Raw genomic sequence first — 14618 nt, 5'->3', positions numbered from 1 at the left:
AGCCGATTTCCAAGCCGAAAGCGTGAATTCACGGGGCTCTTGGGCAGGTTTTGCCATGTGGTGGGCGTGCCGCTCAGAACAAGATCGATTACGCACGGTGCGGATGCCCGCGGCGGATCGCCAACAGGGCCATGTCGTCCGCCGTCTCACCGCCCGTGTGGCACGCGACGTCCTCGGTCAGGGCGTCCAGGAGCGCGTCCGGGCTGCGGAACTGGCGGCCGCTCAGGCGGCGCCCGGCGTCGTAGAAGGTGCCGTCCGCGTCACGCGCCTCCGTCACTCCGTCCGTGAAGAGCAGGAGCGTCGTCCCCTGCGGGAACTCCCACTCCTGGACGTGGTCCGGCCAGGCGCCGACGTCCCCCAGGCCGAGGGGCAGCGCCGCCGGGCCGCGGTGCGCCTCGGTGATGCGGCCCGCGGAGTGGAGCAGGAGCGGGGGCGGGTGACCGCGGTTGACCAGGCGGAGGAACGGGGCGCCGGGCGGCACTTCGGCCAGGACGGCGGTCGTGAAGCCCTCGCTCTGGTCGAGGTTGGCGCGCCGTGCGCCCTCTCTCTGCAACGCACGCTCCAGGCGCGCCGCGAGCCCTTCGAGCGTGCGCTCCTGCTCGGCCGCCTCGCGGAAGGCGCCGATGAGGACGGCGACGGCCTCGACCGCGCCGAGGCCCTTGCCGCGGACGTCGCCGACGATCAGGCGGACGCCGTGCGGGGTGTCCTGCACCGCGTAGAGGTCGCCGCCGATGCGGGCGTCGGCGTGCGCGGCCACGTAGCGCGCGGCGACGCGCAGGCCGCCGATGCGGGCCGGGGGCGTGGGAAGGACGGCGCGCTGGGCCGCCTCCGCGATGCCGCGCGCGGAGGCGAGGCGGCGGTCGCTGCGGCGGACGACGTGGTTGATGCCGAGGGCGAGGACGCAGACCGTCACGACGGTGACGACCTCGGTGATGCGCTCGCCGACGCCGATGGTGGTGCGGACCACGGCCAGGCCGAGGGTGGCGGCGCTCGCCACGGCGGCCGTGACGAGCGTGAGGCGGCGGGAGAGGAGGGCCGCTGCGACGAGCGGGGCTGCGGCGAAGAAGGGAGCGGAGGTGTAGTTGGGGGGTGTGAGGTAGTCGAAGACGAGGCCGCCCACGATGAGGACGGCGGGGAGGCTGCGGGCCGCGCGGCGGGTGCCGGTGCCGTCCCGGCGGGTTTCGCCGTTTGTGGCGGGTGCCGTCCCTCGGATCACGTGCCCAGCGTTGCGCCGGGCACGGGGCCTGGCGAGTCGGGGTGCGCCGAGTGGGGTCCCCGCCGGGCCCGCTGCGCGGGGCGCTCCGCGGGGCGGTGGGGTGCGGGCGATTCGGCACCGCCGGACCGCGCCGCAGGGGCTCGGCGCCGTTGCGGCAGGGATGAGGAGGCATGCTGCCTCTTCGCTGCGCGGCGTTGAGCGCGGGGCGGAAGGGCGCCCGCGCCTCTGCCCGCCGCCGCGGCGGGAGCCGGGCGCGCAGCGCCCCTCGTCAGGATGCCGACGGGCGGCGGTTCGTACCGCCATTGCCGCCATTGCCGGCGGCGCCGCCGCGACGCGGGCGGCGGGAGCGCTCAGGGTTGCCACCCTCCGTCCGCGTGCGCGTACTCGGCTGGCCGCCGCCCGAGCGCTCGGCACCACCGGTGCCGGCACCGGCACCGCCGCGCCCGCGGCCTCGCGAACCGCGCCCGCTGCGCGAACCGCCGGAGGCGGCCCGCGGCGGAGTCGCGGCGACCGGCGGCGCAATGACGACCGGCACCCCGCTCGGCTCACGGGCCCCCGTGATGCGGGCCAGCTCCGGGTCCTCCGCGTGGACGCGTGCCACGTTCGGCGTGATCTTCGCCGTCGCCATCATCCGGGTCATCTCGCGCCGCTGCTCAGGCAGCACCAGCGTGACAACCGTCCCCGACTCGCCCGCGCGGGCGGTACGGCCACCGCGGTGCAGGTAGTCCTTGTGGTCGACCGGCGGATCGATGTTGACGACCAGGTCCAGGCCGTCGATGTGGATGCCCCGCGCCGCGACGTTGGTCGCGACAAGCGCCGTCACCTGGTCCGTACGGAACTGCTCCAGCACCCGGTTCCGCTGCGGCTGGCTCTTGCCGCCGTGCAGGGCAGCGGCCCGGACGCCCTCCGAGAGCAGCCGCTTGACCAGGCGGTCCGCGCCGCGCTTGGTGTCCACGAACATGATCACGCGGCCCTCGCGCGCCGCGATCCGGGTGACCGCCGCCTTCTTGGAGCTGTCGTCCATGAGGTGGAACAGGTGGTGGTCCATCGTGACGACCGCGCCGACGGATGCGTCCACGGAGTGCGTCACCGGGTCCGTCAGGAAGCGGCGCACGAGGCGGTCGACGTTGCGGTCGAGGGTCGCGGAGAACAGCATGCGCTGGCCCTGCGGGTCCACCTGGTCGAGCAGCCGGGTGACCTGGGGAAGGAAGCCCATGTCGGCCATCTGGTCGGCCTCGTCCAGGACCGTGATCGTCACGTCGCCGAGCGCGCAGTCGCCGCGCTGGATGAGGTCCGCGAGCCGGCCCGGCGTCGCGACCAGCACCTCCGCACCGCGCGCGAGGGCCTGGGCCTGGCGGCCGATCGACATGCCGCCGACGACCGTGGTCATCCGCAGGTTGACGGCGGTCGCGTACGGGGTGAGCGAGTCGGTGACCTGCTGCGCCAGCTCACGGGTGGGGACGAGGACCAGCGCCAGGGGGCGCCCGGCCACGGCGCGGCGGCCGGCGGTGCGGGCGAGCAGGGCCAGGCCGAAGGCGAGGGTCTTGCCGGAGCCCGTACGTCCGCGGCCAAGGACGTCACGGCCGCTCAGCGAGTTGGGCAGGGTCGCGGCCTGGATGGGGAAGGGCTCGGTGACGCCTTCCCGGGTGAGCGTGCTGAGCAGGGCCTTCGGCATGTCGAGCGCGGCGAAGGAGTCGACGGCGGGGAGCGCCGGCGTGGTGCTGACCGGGGTCTCGAACTCGCCCTGGAGCGGCGCAGCGGGCTTGCGGCGCGCAGGGCGGCCGCCCTGCTGATCACCGCTGCCGCTGCCCTGACGGGACGAGCGGGACGGGCGGGAATCACGCGACGGACGGGACGACGACGGGCGTGCGGAACGAGTCATTCGGGGACCTTCCCTGAAGAGGGGTGGCACGCCCGAAACGGAGACGAAACGGAGACTCTCATGCATCGCGACGATCGCGCATCGCGTGAGCCTGGGCGCGCTGATACTGGGCGACAAAAGGGCCCGCACCCAGTGGTGCAGGCCCTTTTGCGTTGTGCTTCATGCGTGCTGCGATGTCGCCTCACGCAGTGCCGGAGTGAACCGGCAGAGGTCGTCAGATGTTGACGATGTTCTCCGCCTGCAGGCCCTTCTGGCCCTGCGCGACGTCGAAGGAAACCTTCTGACCCTCGAGCAGCTCACGGAAGCCGGAGGAGGCGATGTTCGAGTAGTGGGCGAAGACGTCCGGGCCGCCGCCGTCCTGCTCGATGAAGCCGAAGCCCTTTTCCGAGTTGAACCACTTCACGGTGCCAGTAGCCATGTCTATCTCCTTTAATGGGGTGGGCCCCACACCGGAATAGACCGGCAGAAACAAAAATGCGCCATCGGCTACAGAACCGAGGCGCACACGAGTTCATGGGTACCACAATTGCAACTAGACCGATCGTAGCACAGGCGTGCAGGGCGGCGACTCCCCCCTTTCAGGCCACGCCGCCCCCGGCCTCCCCTCGCTCCCCCTATAACTCGACGCCCTGCGCGCGGGCGTGCCGGTCCGCGGCCACCTCCGCCTCGGCCTCGTCGAGATACACCTCACACACCAGGCGTCCGTCCGCGGTCATGTTGTGCTCCAGCTCCCACAGGCTGACCTCGCCCCCGCCCTCCAGCAGGAACGCGTGCTCGTAGAAGCGGCACCAGGGGGTGTCGCGGCCCGCGCCGCGCCGCCGCGGCTTGGTGATCAGCGCGATGTGATGGCCGAGCGCCCCCTGGAGCAGCTCGCGCACCACCTCGCCGGGGCCGTCCGCGTTCTCCGCGCGGCGCAGCAGGCGCCGGGCGTGGTCGGGCGAGGCCTCGGAGACGTACTCCTTGCGCGGCCGCGTCGGGCCCATCGCCATCAGAAGCTCCTCCGCCAGCCAGGCCGGCAGCTCCTCGTCCTCGCTGCCCGGGCCGATGCCGCCGCCGATGCGCTCGTGCACCCGGCACTCGGCGCGGTCCAGCGCGTCCTCGCGCGCGTACAGCTCGTAGAGGAAGCGCTCCTGCGGCCCGGTGTCGTGCTCCAACTCGTACAGCAGCAGGCTGCTGCCGTCCGCGAGCAGGAAGATGTGCCGGTAGGTGTTGCAACGCAGCGGACGGCGCTCGTCGTTGCGCTGGCGGTAGGAGCGCAGTTCGGCCTGGTGCATCAGGGCGGTGCGCAGCCGCTCCAGCACCGGCTCGCCGATCTCGAAGCCGTTCTGGGCCCGCCGCAGCAGCTCCGCGACCTGCTGGGCGGGCGTCCGCTCGCCCGCCTCCGCCCCGCCGGGGCACACGGCCTCGTCCCGGTGCTCCCCCTCGCCCCCGCCCGCTCGTGTCGTCGCCATGCCTCTCGACCTCCCGGCCTTCGTCCGGCCCGCCTCACCCCACCCCGCGCACTTACCGTAGCGGCGCGAACACGGCCCGGGGGCCGGGTTTTCAGCAACTGGCGCCACGGCGGCGGCCGGACGGGCCCGCCGGGCCGTTCAACTGCGGTGTGCCGCCCGCCACTCCGTGGCCCCCTCCGGTGGCCGCTGGTACAACCGGCACATGACGACGACCACGAACAGCGGTGGCCCCGCCGGCACCGAGGGCTTCGGCTTCGGCGGCCTGCACCATGTCCAGATCTCGATACCGCCGGGCGCCGAGGCGCTGTGCCGGGCGTTCTGGGGCGACGTGCTGGGGATGACCGAGCTGCAGAAGCCCGAGGTGCTGGCGGCCCGGGGCGGCTGCTGGTTCCGGGGCGGCGGCGTGGAGGTGCACCTGGGCGTGGAACAGGACTTCCACCCGGCGCAGAAGGCCCACCCCGGCATCCTCGTCCACGCGCTGCACCGGCTGGCCGAGCGTCTGGAGGAGCACGGGCACGAGGTGACGTGGGACGAGAACTTCCCCGGGTTCGACCGCTTCCACGCCTTCGACAAGCTCGGCAACAGGCTGGAGTTCATGGAGCGGCGCCCCGCCGCCTGAGCGGCCGGCAGGGCGCCGGTGGAAACGGTGACAGGGGCTTCAGGCGTGAAGCCGTTCGACGGGTTTGTGCGTGTGCGCCTCGATGTCCATCGCGGCGCTGTGCAGCAGCTGGTGGCAGAGAGCGGACAGCGCGCGGGCGGAGGCCAGTTCGTCGCCGATGGCGGGGACGTTCTCGTCGCCCGGATTGCAGCGGGCCGTCCCCTCGCCGACCAACGGCTCGGAGCCACGGCCCTCGAGCCGCGCCTCGGCGTTCACCATGCTGTCGTGCTCATGGATGCTGATCTGAACGTTCCAGGTCTTCGTGCCGGTCATGGGAGAGCCCTCCTTCACGCAGCACAGACACACTGTTCCACTCACCACGCTGCCACGCTCCGGCGCCACCCGCACCCCGGGCGCGGGCTGCGGCCGCCGGGGCCCAGGAACGCCACGAGGCCCAGGCCGGATGTACTCCGACCTGGGCCTCAGCGGTAGGCCGTGTGGGACTCGAACCCACAACCAATGGATTAAAAGTCCCGAGGAGATCGTCCAGGAGGACGAGCCGTAATCCAGCTCAGCGACTCCGGCGCAGGTCAGCACGGGTGTGGCGTCCGGCTGAGACAGGCTCGTCCGAGCCTGTCCAAGGGCGTCCGTGCACGCACCGCTCACGCATTGCTCACGCACTTTGTGAGGGCTGACCTGCGCCTTTGCGCCAGTCGGACCCGCCCGCAACGGGACTGGGAGCCACGTTGCTCCTTCTGTGAAGGAGATGGACAACGACACAGGTCCATGATCGGCAGCGCGCGCATGGGAGGCCGCTATTCCGTAGTGCCGCGACAGAGGCCCTCGACGCGGAACCACAGGCCCGGGGCGTAGACCGCGTGGATGACGGCTTCCTCTCCTCTTGCGACCCGCAGGATTCTCAGGATGCCGCCGGGAAGTACGTCGTACTGGTAACTGATCTCGGCGTTGCCCTCGACGGTGTCGTCGTAGGAGATGTCCGCCGTCCGATCGTTCGCGTATTCCTTCGGTGGGCGATTTTCCACCAGTTTGATGAAGACGCTCATGGGCCAACGGTACGGTCCTTTCGCGAGCTTCGCCCTCCGGGATGAGAAGGTCGCGGCACCCACCGTGTGGGACTCTCCTCATGTGCGGGGCAGCCCGGCCGGGTGCGGAGCTTCCTCCACGCGGAGCCCACGCCGATCAGGTCGAGTCGGCGATTCACTGGTGCCCTCAGGTCGCTGACCTGGGGGCATGTGCGGGGGCGTGCACGGACTGTCAGGCTTCGTCGTCCTGCGGGTGGTCGGCCGCCACGCTCCGGCTGGTCGCCAGCCAGGATCGCGCGGGCTCAGCTGGACGCGTGGTGTCGACGGTGAGGTGGAGCCGGGTACCGCCTTCGTGGCCGGCCGGATAGCTGCGTTGCTCAGTGGAATCGAAGCAGCGCCGGAGGACTTCCACGACGCGGCGGGCGGTCTCGGGGGACGCGGCGGTGATGCGAATGTCGGCGCGCCCTGCCGGCGGCACCGGCTCCGCTGGCATGGGGGTGGTGCGTGCGGACGTCATGGTCACTTCCTCCGGCCGGAGAAAAGGCGGAGTCGCCTGCGGTCCCCGTGCGGTTGCTCGTGGCGGTTTCGGGCGCAAAGAGGCCCGGCGGGGCCGATGGCCGACCGCGGGCGGTTCCGGCTCCCGCTGTCGTGCCACGGCAGGGCGCCGCCGCAGCGGAAGTCCGCGATCCTTTCGTCGTGCTGGGCGTTGAGCCGGTGGATCAGGAGAGCTCCCACCGCGATCACGATGAGGACCACGGCCGGAGTGACAGTGGTCTCCACGGTCCCCATATCCCTTGGGCGGAGCGCGGAGGCCCGGTCGGGTGCCCGGCCGGTGGCGGCGCGGTCCCGCCCTCCGTCTCCCACTCCTCTTCGCGGTCCCGTGACTGCGTCGCGTCGTCGGCCGCTCGTTCGTCCTCCATCAGCCGGCTCGCGGTGAGGAGGCTTCCGGGGGTGGTCGCGGCGGACATCAGCCGGGCGGCCGCGGCCGGCCCGGTCTCCGGCGGGATGATCAGCAGGTCCAGGCGGTCCGCGGAGTAGGAGAACAGCAGGAGCTTGTGCGGGTCCTGCTCATTGGTGAACCAGCCCACGTGCACCGTGTGCCCCTTGACGGAAACCTTGCGCGGGATCACGGGCCAGAAGGCCGGATTCACCGTGACGCGGGTGACCCGCCCCCAGGAATGGTCCAGCCTCTCCGCCAGTGCGGGGAGCTCACGGGCCAGGTCGCGAGAGCGGGGCCACCAGGCCCCATCCAGCAGGCCCGACGCCGTCCCCGGCGTCAGGGACAGGCGAGCGGGCGGCGAAGGGGCACGCTCAGCAGCGGTCGCAGAGCCGGTGGTCACGATCATGATGCGGACCTGTCCCCGGGCTCGTCGTCGACTGCCCGGCGTTGTGACTCGCCGGGAACGACACCCGCGTGGAGGCCGGTGTACGAAGTGTTCCCAGTCTCTCCACCCTACTCCGGTAGGCGACCTGCAGACCTTGCGCGACCAGGCAATTTTCGGGAGCGCAGGCGCGCGCGGGTCGAGTGGGCGAGCCCGCCACCAGCCTGCGGAGTACGGTGGGACTACTGCGAGCGGCTCGCCCGGTGACTGCGACGCACCCCGGACGACGAACGAAGACGCCGAACCCTCGGAGGCAGGCGAGCAGGCCATGGCCGATTCCGACACTCCACGCCTCCCCGGACTTCTGCCGGACGCGATCCACCATGCCGTGAAACCCGGGACGGCCCTCCTGCGGCTGGAGACGACACGGGAGCGCGGGGGAATCCTGGACGGCGCGTGGTGGCCGCGCTCCCGTGACATCGGTGCCGAGCTTCCCAGCCTGATCACCGCCCTGACCGAGCACGTCGGCCCCATCACGCGCGTCGGCCTGGACGCGAGCGCCTGGGAAGAGCTCCCGACCCGGCTGATCATCGAGGACCGGGTCGTGCGCATCGATTCCTTCCCGGTCGGTGACGACACGGTCCTCATCACCCGGGGCGAGAACGACCACTTCGCTCTGCTGGTGGTCCCGCCCGACGCCACGCCCGACGCGGCACGCGCCGCGATGGCCAGAGCCGTGCGGGCCGACAACGTCACCCGGGCCGAACAGATCCTCATCGACACCGGCAGCACCCCGCGGACCTGAACGTCGAGGCGACGGCTCGGGTCAGCCGAGGAAGGACAGCCGGACCTGGCGGTCGGGGCCGCCCTGGTCGGTGGTCACCACAACGACGGACTGCGAGGTCCCCAGCTCCAGCTCACCACCGATCACGGGCAGCGTGGCGTGCGGCGGCACCAGAGCCGGGAGCATGTGATCACGGCCGGGGCCCGAACCGCCGTGACGGTCCCGCCAACGGTCGTCCGCGGGAAGAACCTCGCGGAGGGCCGCCAACAGGTCGTTGTCGCTACCCGCGCCGGTCTCGATGACCGCCAGACCAGACGTCGCGTGCGGGGTGAAGACGTTCAGCAGCCCATCTCGCCCGTGAGCGACCTCCCGGAGGAACGCGGTGCACGCGTTCGTCAGGTCGTGCATGGTCTCGGCGGAGCCTGTTGTCACGTCGACAATGCGGGTGGTGAAGGTGCCGGTCATGGTTCACCAGTACCCGCTGTTCGGGAGCAGCGTTGACGGCTGGACGGGTTGTTCCGCGGGGACTCCGGCCGCCCGAACAGCCCCACTGCCCGACAAACCTCAAAAGCAGCCCGATCAGCCCTGTGCGTGACGTGGGGCCGGAACGGGTTGCGCGGTGAGGCCCATCCCTCGCAGGTACACCGTGCCGCCAGCTGACGGCTCGTAGCTCTCCAGCTTCTGCGCCTGCCACGGCCCGGAGCGGGCCGCCACAGTTCTGGAGAAGGGTCCTGGGGCGGCCGTGCCCCCTACCGTTGGACGCCCGACGAGTGGTGGGCCGATCCCCGGCGGTCGCTCGATGTACTCGCCGGAGTCCCCGGCGGGCGGACGACGGTCCGCGACCGCTGGGCGGCGGCTGCCTCAGCCCAATGCCCGGAACTGCTGGCTGCTAGGAGGGATGATGTCCAGGCTCGGGGTTGACGCGGCCACCAGCAGGCACGCGGCAGCCGGGGAGAGGCCGGGCCGGATGAGCTCCACCAGCTCGGGGGGCATCAGATCGATCAGTTCGCCGCCGTGCAGCGGTGACGAGGCGAACGTGGTCAGCCCGGCGGCGCGGGCCTGGACGAGCGGGCCCCAGCCGCCGAGGGACTGGCGGATCGGGCGGTCCATGATCAGGCTGACCGTCCAGGACGGCAACGCCCCCTCCACCGCGTACATGGGAACCCTCTCCGCCGACGGGCAGTGCCTGACCTTCTCCGACGTCGACCTGGCCATCCCCACTGGTGGCGCGCACCCGGCCAGGTGTGTCTGCGTGAGCACCGGCGATGACACCCCCTGGGCCCCACCAGCGGGGAGTTCTCCGTCGGCGGCCAGACCTCGCCGTCCACGACCATCGAGGTCATCTGAAGAACGAGCGGCCTCGCGTCTCCTGGTGACCGGGGACGCGAGCCCGGTGAAGGACCGCAACAGGTGGCTGCGCGCCCACGTGCGGGAATGTCGTTCAGCTCGTCAGTGCGTACCCGAGTCCCTGGTAGACCCATCCGGCGTCGGTCCAGCGGCGGGCGTCGAGGGTGCCGCGTGCGTCCACCAGTCGGTACTGGGCTGGCTTGGCGATGAGGAGTTCGGGGTCGGCGTCGGCGTACTGCGGCCAGTGGGTCAGGTGCAGCAGAACGTCAGCGCCGTCCAGAACCCGCTCGAAGTCGTCGACGCATTCCAGCTCGGGGGCTTGGCGGCGGACTGTGGGCAGGGCCCTGGGGTCGTGGATGGCGACCGAGGCCCCAGCGGCGTGAAGGTCAGCGGCCACGGCGAGGGCGGGCGAGTCGCGGACGTCGTCGGTGCCGGGCTTGAAGGCGGCTCCCCACAGGGCGACCCGGCGACCGGCGAGGCTGCCGTCGCACGCCTGACGGGCGAGGGCGACGACACGGCGCCGGCGCCGGATGTTGATGGCGTCGATCTGGTGCAGGAAGCCGACTTCGGGCACCCCGAGTTGCCTGCCACGCGCGATGAGGGCCCGGATGTCCTTGGGGATGCAGGAGCCGCCGAACCCGAGGCCGGAGTCGAGCATCGCGCTGCCGATGCGGGGGTCGTGGGCGAGGGACTCGGCGAGGGTGTGGATGTCAGCGCCGGATGCCTCGCACAGGGCCGCCATCGCGTTGATGAAGGAGACCTTCGTGGCGAGGAAGGCGTTCGCAGCCGACTTGGCCAGTTCCGCAGTAGCCAGGTCCGCGACGACCAGGGGCACCCCGGCCTCGGTCCACGGTGCCCAGACCCTCCGAAGCGTCGCTTCTGCCTGCCCCGCGCACGTGGGGAGGCCGACGATAATCCGGGTGGGGCGGGCGGCGTCTTCGAGCGAGGTGGACTCGCGCAGGAAGTCCGGCGACCACGCCACCGTCACCTGGGCGCCGTCGGGGGCGTGGTCGGCGGCTAGCCGACCCATGCGGGCTGCGGTGCCGACGGGGACGGAGGACTTGCCGACGATCAGACAGCGGCCCGAGGCGCGGGAGGCAAGCGAGGTGATGGCGGACTCGATCGCCGAGAGGTCTGCGCCGAGCCCGCCGTCCTGCTGCGGGGTAGGCACGCACACGAAGTGCACGTCCGCGAACGCGGCGGCCTCCTCGTACGAGCCGGTGAACCTGAGCAGGCCCGAGGCGTGATGCTCGGCGACCGCTTCCCCGAGCCCTCGTTCGTCGAACGGCGCGAGGCCCTGGCTCAGGCGTCCGAGAACTGCGGGTGAGACTTCGACGCCGAGCACCTCGTGCCCGATGGCCGCGAGGGAGCAGGCGTAGGGGGCGCCGAGGCGCCCACAGCCGATCACAGTGACTTTCACGGGCTTGACCTCCGTCTTTGTGTGGCTGTGCTCGTTGGTGGTTGTGTGGCGGGCCACGACATCGCCGAGAGAAAGGCGCTTGCAGTGCGGATGACCGTCATTGGGTGCGGGCACCTGGGAGCCACGCACGCCGCCGCTATGGCCGAGATCGGACACGACGTCATCGGGGTCGATATCGACCCGGACAAGATCGAGACCCTCAACTCGGGCCGGGCCTGGTTCCGTGAACCCGAACTCGATGACCTGCTCGCCCGGCACGTCGGCGGGCGACTGCGGTTCACCACCGACATCCGGGCTGCGGCCGAGCACGATGAGGTGCACTTCATCGGTGTCGGGACGCCGGACCTTCCCGACGGCAGCGGCTACGACCTCTCGCAGGTCTTCGCCGCCGTCGAAGCCCTCGCCCCACACCTGACCGGCCGGTGCCTGATCGTCGGCAAATCCACCGTGTCGGTTGGCACCACGGCGGCCGTCCGGAAGCTGGTGCACCGTCTGGCTCCGGCCGGTGAGGCCGTCGAAGTCGCTTGGTCGCCGGAGTTCTTGCGCGAGGGTCACGCGGTCGCCGACACGCTCCGGCCGGACCGGATCGTGGCCGGTGTCTCCTCCCCCTGGGCGGAGAAAACCATCCGGGAGGCGTTCGCCCCGATCGTGGACGCCGGTTCCCCGCTGATCGTCACGGACCCGGAGACGTGCGAACTCGTCAAGGGGGCCGCCAACGCCTACCTCGCCACCCGCATCTCGTTCATCAACGCGATGGCGAACCTGTGCGAGGCCACCGGGGCGGATGCGGCCGTGGTCGCCCAGGCCATCGGCTACGACACCCGCATCGGACACCGGGCCATGAGCCCTGGTCTCGGATACGGGGGCGGCTGCCTGCCGAAGGACGTGCGGGCCTTCACCGCCCGTGCCGAAGAACTCGGCGTGGGCGACTCGTTCGCGTTCCTGCGGGGCGTGGACGCCATCAACCGCGACCGCCGGTCGCGCACCGTCGAACGGGTACGGGCGGTGGTCGGCGGGGAGCTGACGGGCAAGAGGGTCACCGTGTGGGGAGCGGCGTTCAAGCCGGGAACCGACGACATCCGCGACTCCCCGGCCCTCGATGTCGCCGACCGCTTGCACGATGCCGGAGCGGTCGTGACGGTCTTCGACCCGATGGCCAACGCCAACGCCCGTGCCGGACACCCCGACCTGGCGTATGCGGGGAGCGCCATCGAGGCCGCCCGGGACGCGGCCGTGGTGCTGCTGGCCACCGAGTGGCCACAGTTCGCCGACGCCGACCCCGAAGCCGTCGGCCAGGCCGTGGCCGACCGCGTCCTGATCGACGCGCGCAGCACCATCGACACCGACCGGTGGGCGATGGCCGGCTGGACCGTTCACCGCCTGGGCAAGGGCTGACCGGTGCCGGGTGTCCCGCGCCTCGTGGGCACGGGACACCCCTGCTTCAGCCACGGCGGCCGGTGATCAGCGCGGCTGTCGCCGTGTACTCGAACCGGCCAGACGGCTCGGCCGCGATCAGCACTTCGCGTAACGCGTCCTCGAAGGCGCGCCGCTGGTCGCCGAGCACTACCGGGGAGGAGTAGGCGTAGGTCAGCTGGGCGCCGATCAGTTCCTCGGTGCTGTACGACACCAGGTGCTCGGCCCGTGTGACGGTGATCTGGTGGAAGGCCGAGCGCCTCAGCACGCTCTCGTGGTCTCCCTCGGGTACCCGGTAGGACTCACGTGGGCCGGCTGCCGGGGCGGTGCCGACGAACCGGGCTCGCACCTGGCCGATGAGCTCGTGCCACCACGGCCGTGGGGCACCGGCGGCGTGCGAGCACAGCAGGGCGACGAACCCGCCCGGTGCCGTCACCTCGTCCAGTTGCCGCAGGACCTGTTCGCGGTCCATCCAGTGGAAGGCATCGGCGGCCACCGCCCCGGAGACCCCACGTACTCCGGGGAGGCAGGCCACGTTCTCCGCGGTGGCCTGGCGCCAGTCGGTGCCGGACAGCCCGCGTTCCTTCTCCTCCGCGCGGGCGGCGTCCAGCATCTCCGGGCTCGGGTCGAGGGCGATGACGTCGACGCCGCGTACGGCCAGGTCCAAGGAGACGGGGCCGGGGCCGCACCCCAGGTCGAGCATCCGGGGGGCCGCCGTGTGCTCGTGGGCCATGGACGCGATCAGGTCCAGCAGGACCGGCGGGTGCGGGCGCCGGTAGCGGACGTACCAGGACGCCGTGGTGGAGAAGATCTCCGAGGGCTTTCGGTACGGGGTGGGGTGGTCGGTCGTTTCGGTCATGGGAAGTGCACCTCCGATGGTCGGTGGTGTGCTGAGCGGCAAGGGCGCCGACAGCGTGGCCGTCGGCGGGCCGCGGTGGTCACTCCTGCGTGAGGTCCAGGAGCGAGATCCCGGAAGGCAGATGCGGGGCCTTGCCGGCGTGCTCCTGGCAGGTCATCAGGCCCAGGCACGCGACGGTGGCGGCGATGCCGAGGCCGTAGACCCAGGCCGCGATGGTCCCGACGAGATCGACGGGCTTGCGGAGCCGTCGACGGGGGTGGTGCTGTGCGTGGTGGCTCACAGGCGCGAGTCCTTCCAGGCATGCGTGATCGGCCCGACACTGAACGTGTGGCCTAGGCCGTAAGGATGCTCGGCCTAGGCCACTCAACGCAAGACCAAGGAGTGGCCTAGTACACTCAACTGACCTAGGCCACACCACACTTGGGAGCCGCCACCGTGAACAACGTTCCGGAATCCGCAAACCCGACCGAGGCCCAGCACCCCTACATGCGCCTCGCGGCCGAGTTCCGCCGCCGTATCCTCGACGGCGAACTCCCCGAAGGCACCAAGCTCCCCAACCACCGCGCCCTCGCTGCCGAACACGACGTTGCCGTCGCCACGCTGCAAAAAGCCCTCGGACAGCTCCAGGTCGAGGGCTACATCCGCACCAGTCAGCGCGGCACCTACATCGCCAACGCGCCCAAGGCCGGGTCCTCCGGCTACGACCGGATCACGCGCGTCCTGCGGACCGGCAGCGTCCTGGGCGACGGCGAGACCGTCATTGTCACCGAAGCCCACCTCATCGTCCCGCCCCTGTACGTCGCCGACATCTTCGACCTCGACGAAGGCGACCAGGTCGTACGCCGCCAGTGGCACACCGGCCGGGGCCAGCAGCGGCTCATGCTCGCGGTCACCTGGTACCCGGCCGAGTTCGCCGTCCTGGTGCCCGACCTGCTGTCCACCGCCGCGGGCAAGGCCCCGGGCCTGCTGCCGCGCATCATCGAAGCCACCGGCCGGCGCCCCGTCGAAGGCCGTGACGACATGCACGCCCGGGACGCCGAGCCCCGCGAGGCCGATTTCCTCGGTCTGAAGACCGGCACGCCGATACTCGCCGGAGCCCACCGCCTGTGGGACGACCAAGGGATCATCGAGTACGGCGAATGGTGCCTGCCGTACCGCCACGTCATCGGCTACGAGTACCGGTTCGACGCCGCCCCCGACCAGAGGTGAGCGATGGTCCGAGCGCCGGTGATGTGTTGAAGCCGATGCACGGATGAAGGCGCATACAGCGAGGCAGCAGCACG

At 71.4% G+C, this 14618-nt stretch carries 17 protein-coding genes; 4 read left to right on the top strand and 13 right to left on the bottom strand.

The genetic code is table 11. The features are described 5' to 3' along the window. Positions 1–88: 88 nt before the first annotated feature. The 4 genes from ACWD4B_RS10010 to ACWD4B_RS09995 all read right to left on the bottom strand — a co-directional run bounded on the left by ACWD4B_RS10010 (position 89) and on the right by ACWD4B_RS09995 (position 4549). Entirely contained in the window at positions 89–1213 is a 1125-nt protein-coding gene (locus tag ACWD4B_RS10010) for a PP2C family protein-serine/threonine phosphatase (protein ID WP_451420310.1), read from the bottom strand. A 271-nt stretch (positions 1214–1484) separates the two neighbouring features. Beyond that, entirely contained in the window at positions 1485–3098 is a 1614-nt protein-coding gene (locus tag ACWD4B_RS10005; RefSeq protein WP_451420291.1) for a DEAD/DEAH box helicase, read from the bottom strand. 214 nt (positions 3099–3312) lie between these two features. Next, positions 3313–3516 carry a cold-shock protein gene (locus ACWD4B_RS10000; protein WP_390781376.1) on the bottom strand — a complete coding sequence of 68 codons (204 nt, stop codon included), beginning with the start codon at positions 3514–3516 and terminating at the stop codon, positions 3313–3315. 196 nt (positions 3517–3712) lie between these two features. Next, positions 3713–4549: a DUF6227 family protein gene (locus ACWD4B_RS09995; protein ID WP_451420290.1), complete on the bottom strand. Its 837-nt coding sequence runs from the start codon at positions 4547–4549 to the stop codon at positions 3713–3715. Positions 4550–4751: 202 nt separating this feature from the next. On the opposite strand from ACWD4B_RS09995, the gene ACWD4B_RS09990 reads away from it, so the two are divergent. Then, on the top strand, positions 4752–5168 hold the full coding sequence (locus ACWD4B_RS09990; RefSeq protein WP_451420289.1) for a glyoxalase: 417 nt from the start codon (positions 4752–4754) through the stop codon (positions 5166–5168). 39 nt (positions 5169–5207) lie between these two features. Here ACWD4B_RS09990 and ACWD4B_RS09985 read toward each other — a convergent pair whose 3' ends face one another. The 4 genes from ACWD4B_RS09985 to ACWD4B_RS09970 all read right to left on the bottom strand — a co-directional run bounded on the left by ACWD4B_RS09985 (position 5208) and on the right by ACWD4B_RS09970 (position 7536). Next, a complete protein-coding gene (locus ACWD4B_RS09985) occupies positions 5208–5480 on the bottom strand; it encodes a DUF1876 domain-containing protein (protein ID WP_451420288.1) in 273 nt (90 codons plus the stop codon). Between the two features lie 482 nt (positions 5481–5962). Further along, entirely contained in the window at positions 5963–6211 is a 249-nt protein-coding gene (locus ACWD4B_RS09980) for a hypothetical protein (RefSeq protein ID WP_390781371.1), read from the bottom strand. Between the two features lie 211 nt (positions 6212–6422). Next, positions 6423–6707, bottom strand: a complete 285-nt coding sequence (locus ACWD4B_RS09975) for a hypothetical protein (protein ID WP_190076246.1) — start codon at positions 6705–6707, stop codon at positions 6423–6425. Positions 6708–6930: 223 nt separating this feature from the next. Next, the gene (locus tag ACWD4B_RS09970; protein ID WP_390781370.1) at positions 6931–7536 is read right to left on the bottom strand and encodes a DUF5994 family protein; all 606 of its coding nucleotides are present in this window, start codon (positions 7534–7536) and stop codon (positions 6931–6933) included. Between the two features lie 304 nt (positions 7537–7840). Between ACWD4B_RS09970 and ACWD4B_RS09965 the strand changes: the two genes are divergently transcribed. Then, on the top strand, positions 7841–8317 hold the full coding sequence (locus tag ACWD4B_RS09965; protein WP_171086204.1) for a DUF5994 family protein: 477 nt from the start codon (positions 7841–7843) through the stop codon (positions 8315–8317). Positions 8318–8338: 21 nt separating this feature from the next. Here the strand turns inward: ACWD4B_RS09965 and ACWD4B_RS09960 are convergent, their stop codons facing one another. From ACWD4B_RS09960 to ACWD4B_RS09950, 3 genes are all read right to left on the bottom strand, one after another. Next, entirely contained in the window at positions 8339–8761 is a 423-nt protein-coding gene (locus ACWD4B_RS09960; protein ID WP_171086206.1) for a YjbQ family protein, read from the bottom strand. Between the two features lie 396 nt (positions 8762–9157). Continuing rightward, entirely contained in the window at positions 9158–9454 is a 297-nt protein-coding gene (locus ACWD4B_RS09955; protein WP_190108330.1) for an aldo-keto reductase family protein, read from the bottom strand. A 283-nt stretch (positions 9455–9737) separates the two neighbouring features. Continuing rightward, a complete protein-coding gene (locus tag ACWD4B_RS09950; protein WP_171086208.1) occupies positions 9738–11063 on the bottom strand; it encodes a UDP-glucose dehydrogenase family protein in 1326 nt (441 codons plus the stop codon). Between the two features lie 84 nt (positions 11064–11147). Between ACWD4B_RS09950 and ACWD4B_RS09945 the strand changes: the two genes are divergently transcribed. Beyond that, a complete protein-coding gene (locus tag ACWD4B_RS09945; RefSeq protein ID WP_391150570.1) occupies positions 11148–12458 on the top strand; it encodes a UDP-glucose dehydrogenase family protein in 1311 nt (436 codons plus the stop codon). Between the two features lie 46 nt (positions 12459–12504). Here the strand turns inward: ACWD4B_RS09945 and ACWD4B_RS09940 are convergent, their stop codons facing one another. Continuing rightward, complete coding sequence (locus ACWD4B_RS09940; protein WP_171086212.1) at positions 12505–13335, bottom strand: class I SAM-dependent methyltransferase; 831 nt, start codon at positions 13333–13335, stop codon at positions 12505–12507. A 79-nt stretch (positions 13336–13414) separates the two neighbouring features. Beyond that, on the bottom strand, positions 13415–13615 hold the full coding sequence (locus ACWD4B_RS09935) for a hypothetical protein (RefSeq protein ID WP_451420287.1): 201 nt from the start codon (positions 13613–13615) through the stop codon (positions 13415–13417). Between the two features lie 206 nt (positions 13616–13821). On the opposite strand from ACWD4B_RS09935, the gene ACWD4B_RS09930 reads away from it, so the two are divergent. Then, entirely contained in the window at positions 13822–14544 is a 723-nt protein-coding gene (locus tag ACWD4B_RS09930; RefSeq protein ID WP_171086236.1) for a GntR family transcriptional regulator, read from the top strand. Positions 14545–14618: the final 74 nt, after the last annotated feature.

This window comes from Streptomyces sp. NPDC002536 (assembly GCF_053594995.1).
The sequence above is the reverse complement of the archived record's forward strand: the minus strand, read 5'-3'. Positions and strand labels throughout refer to the sequence as shown.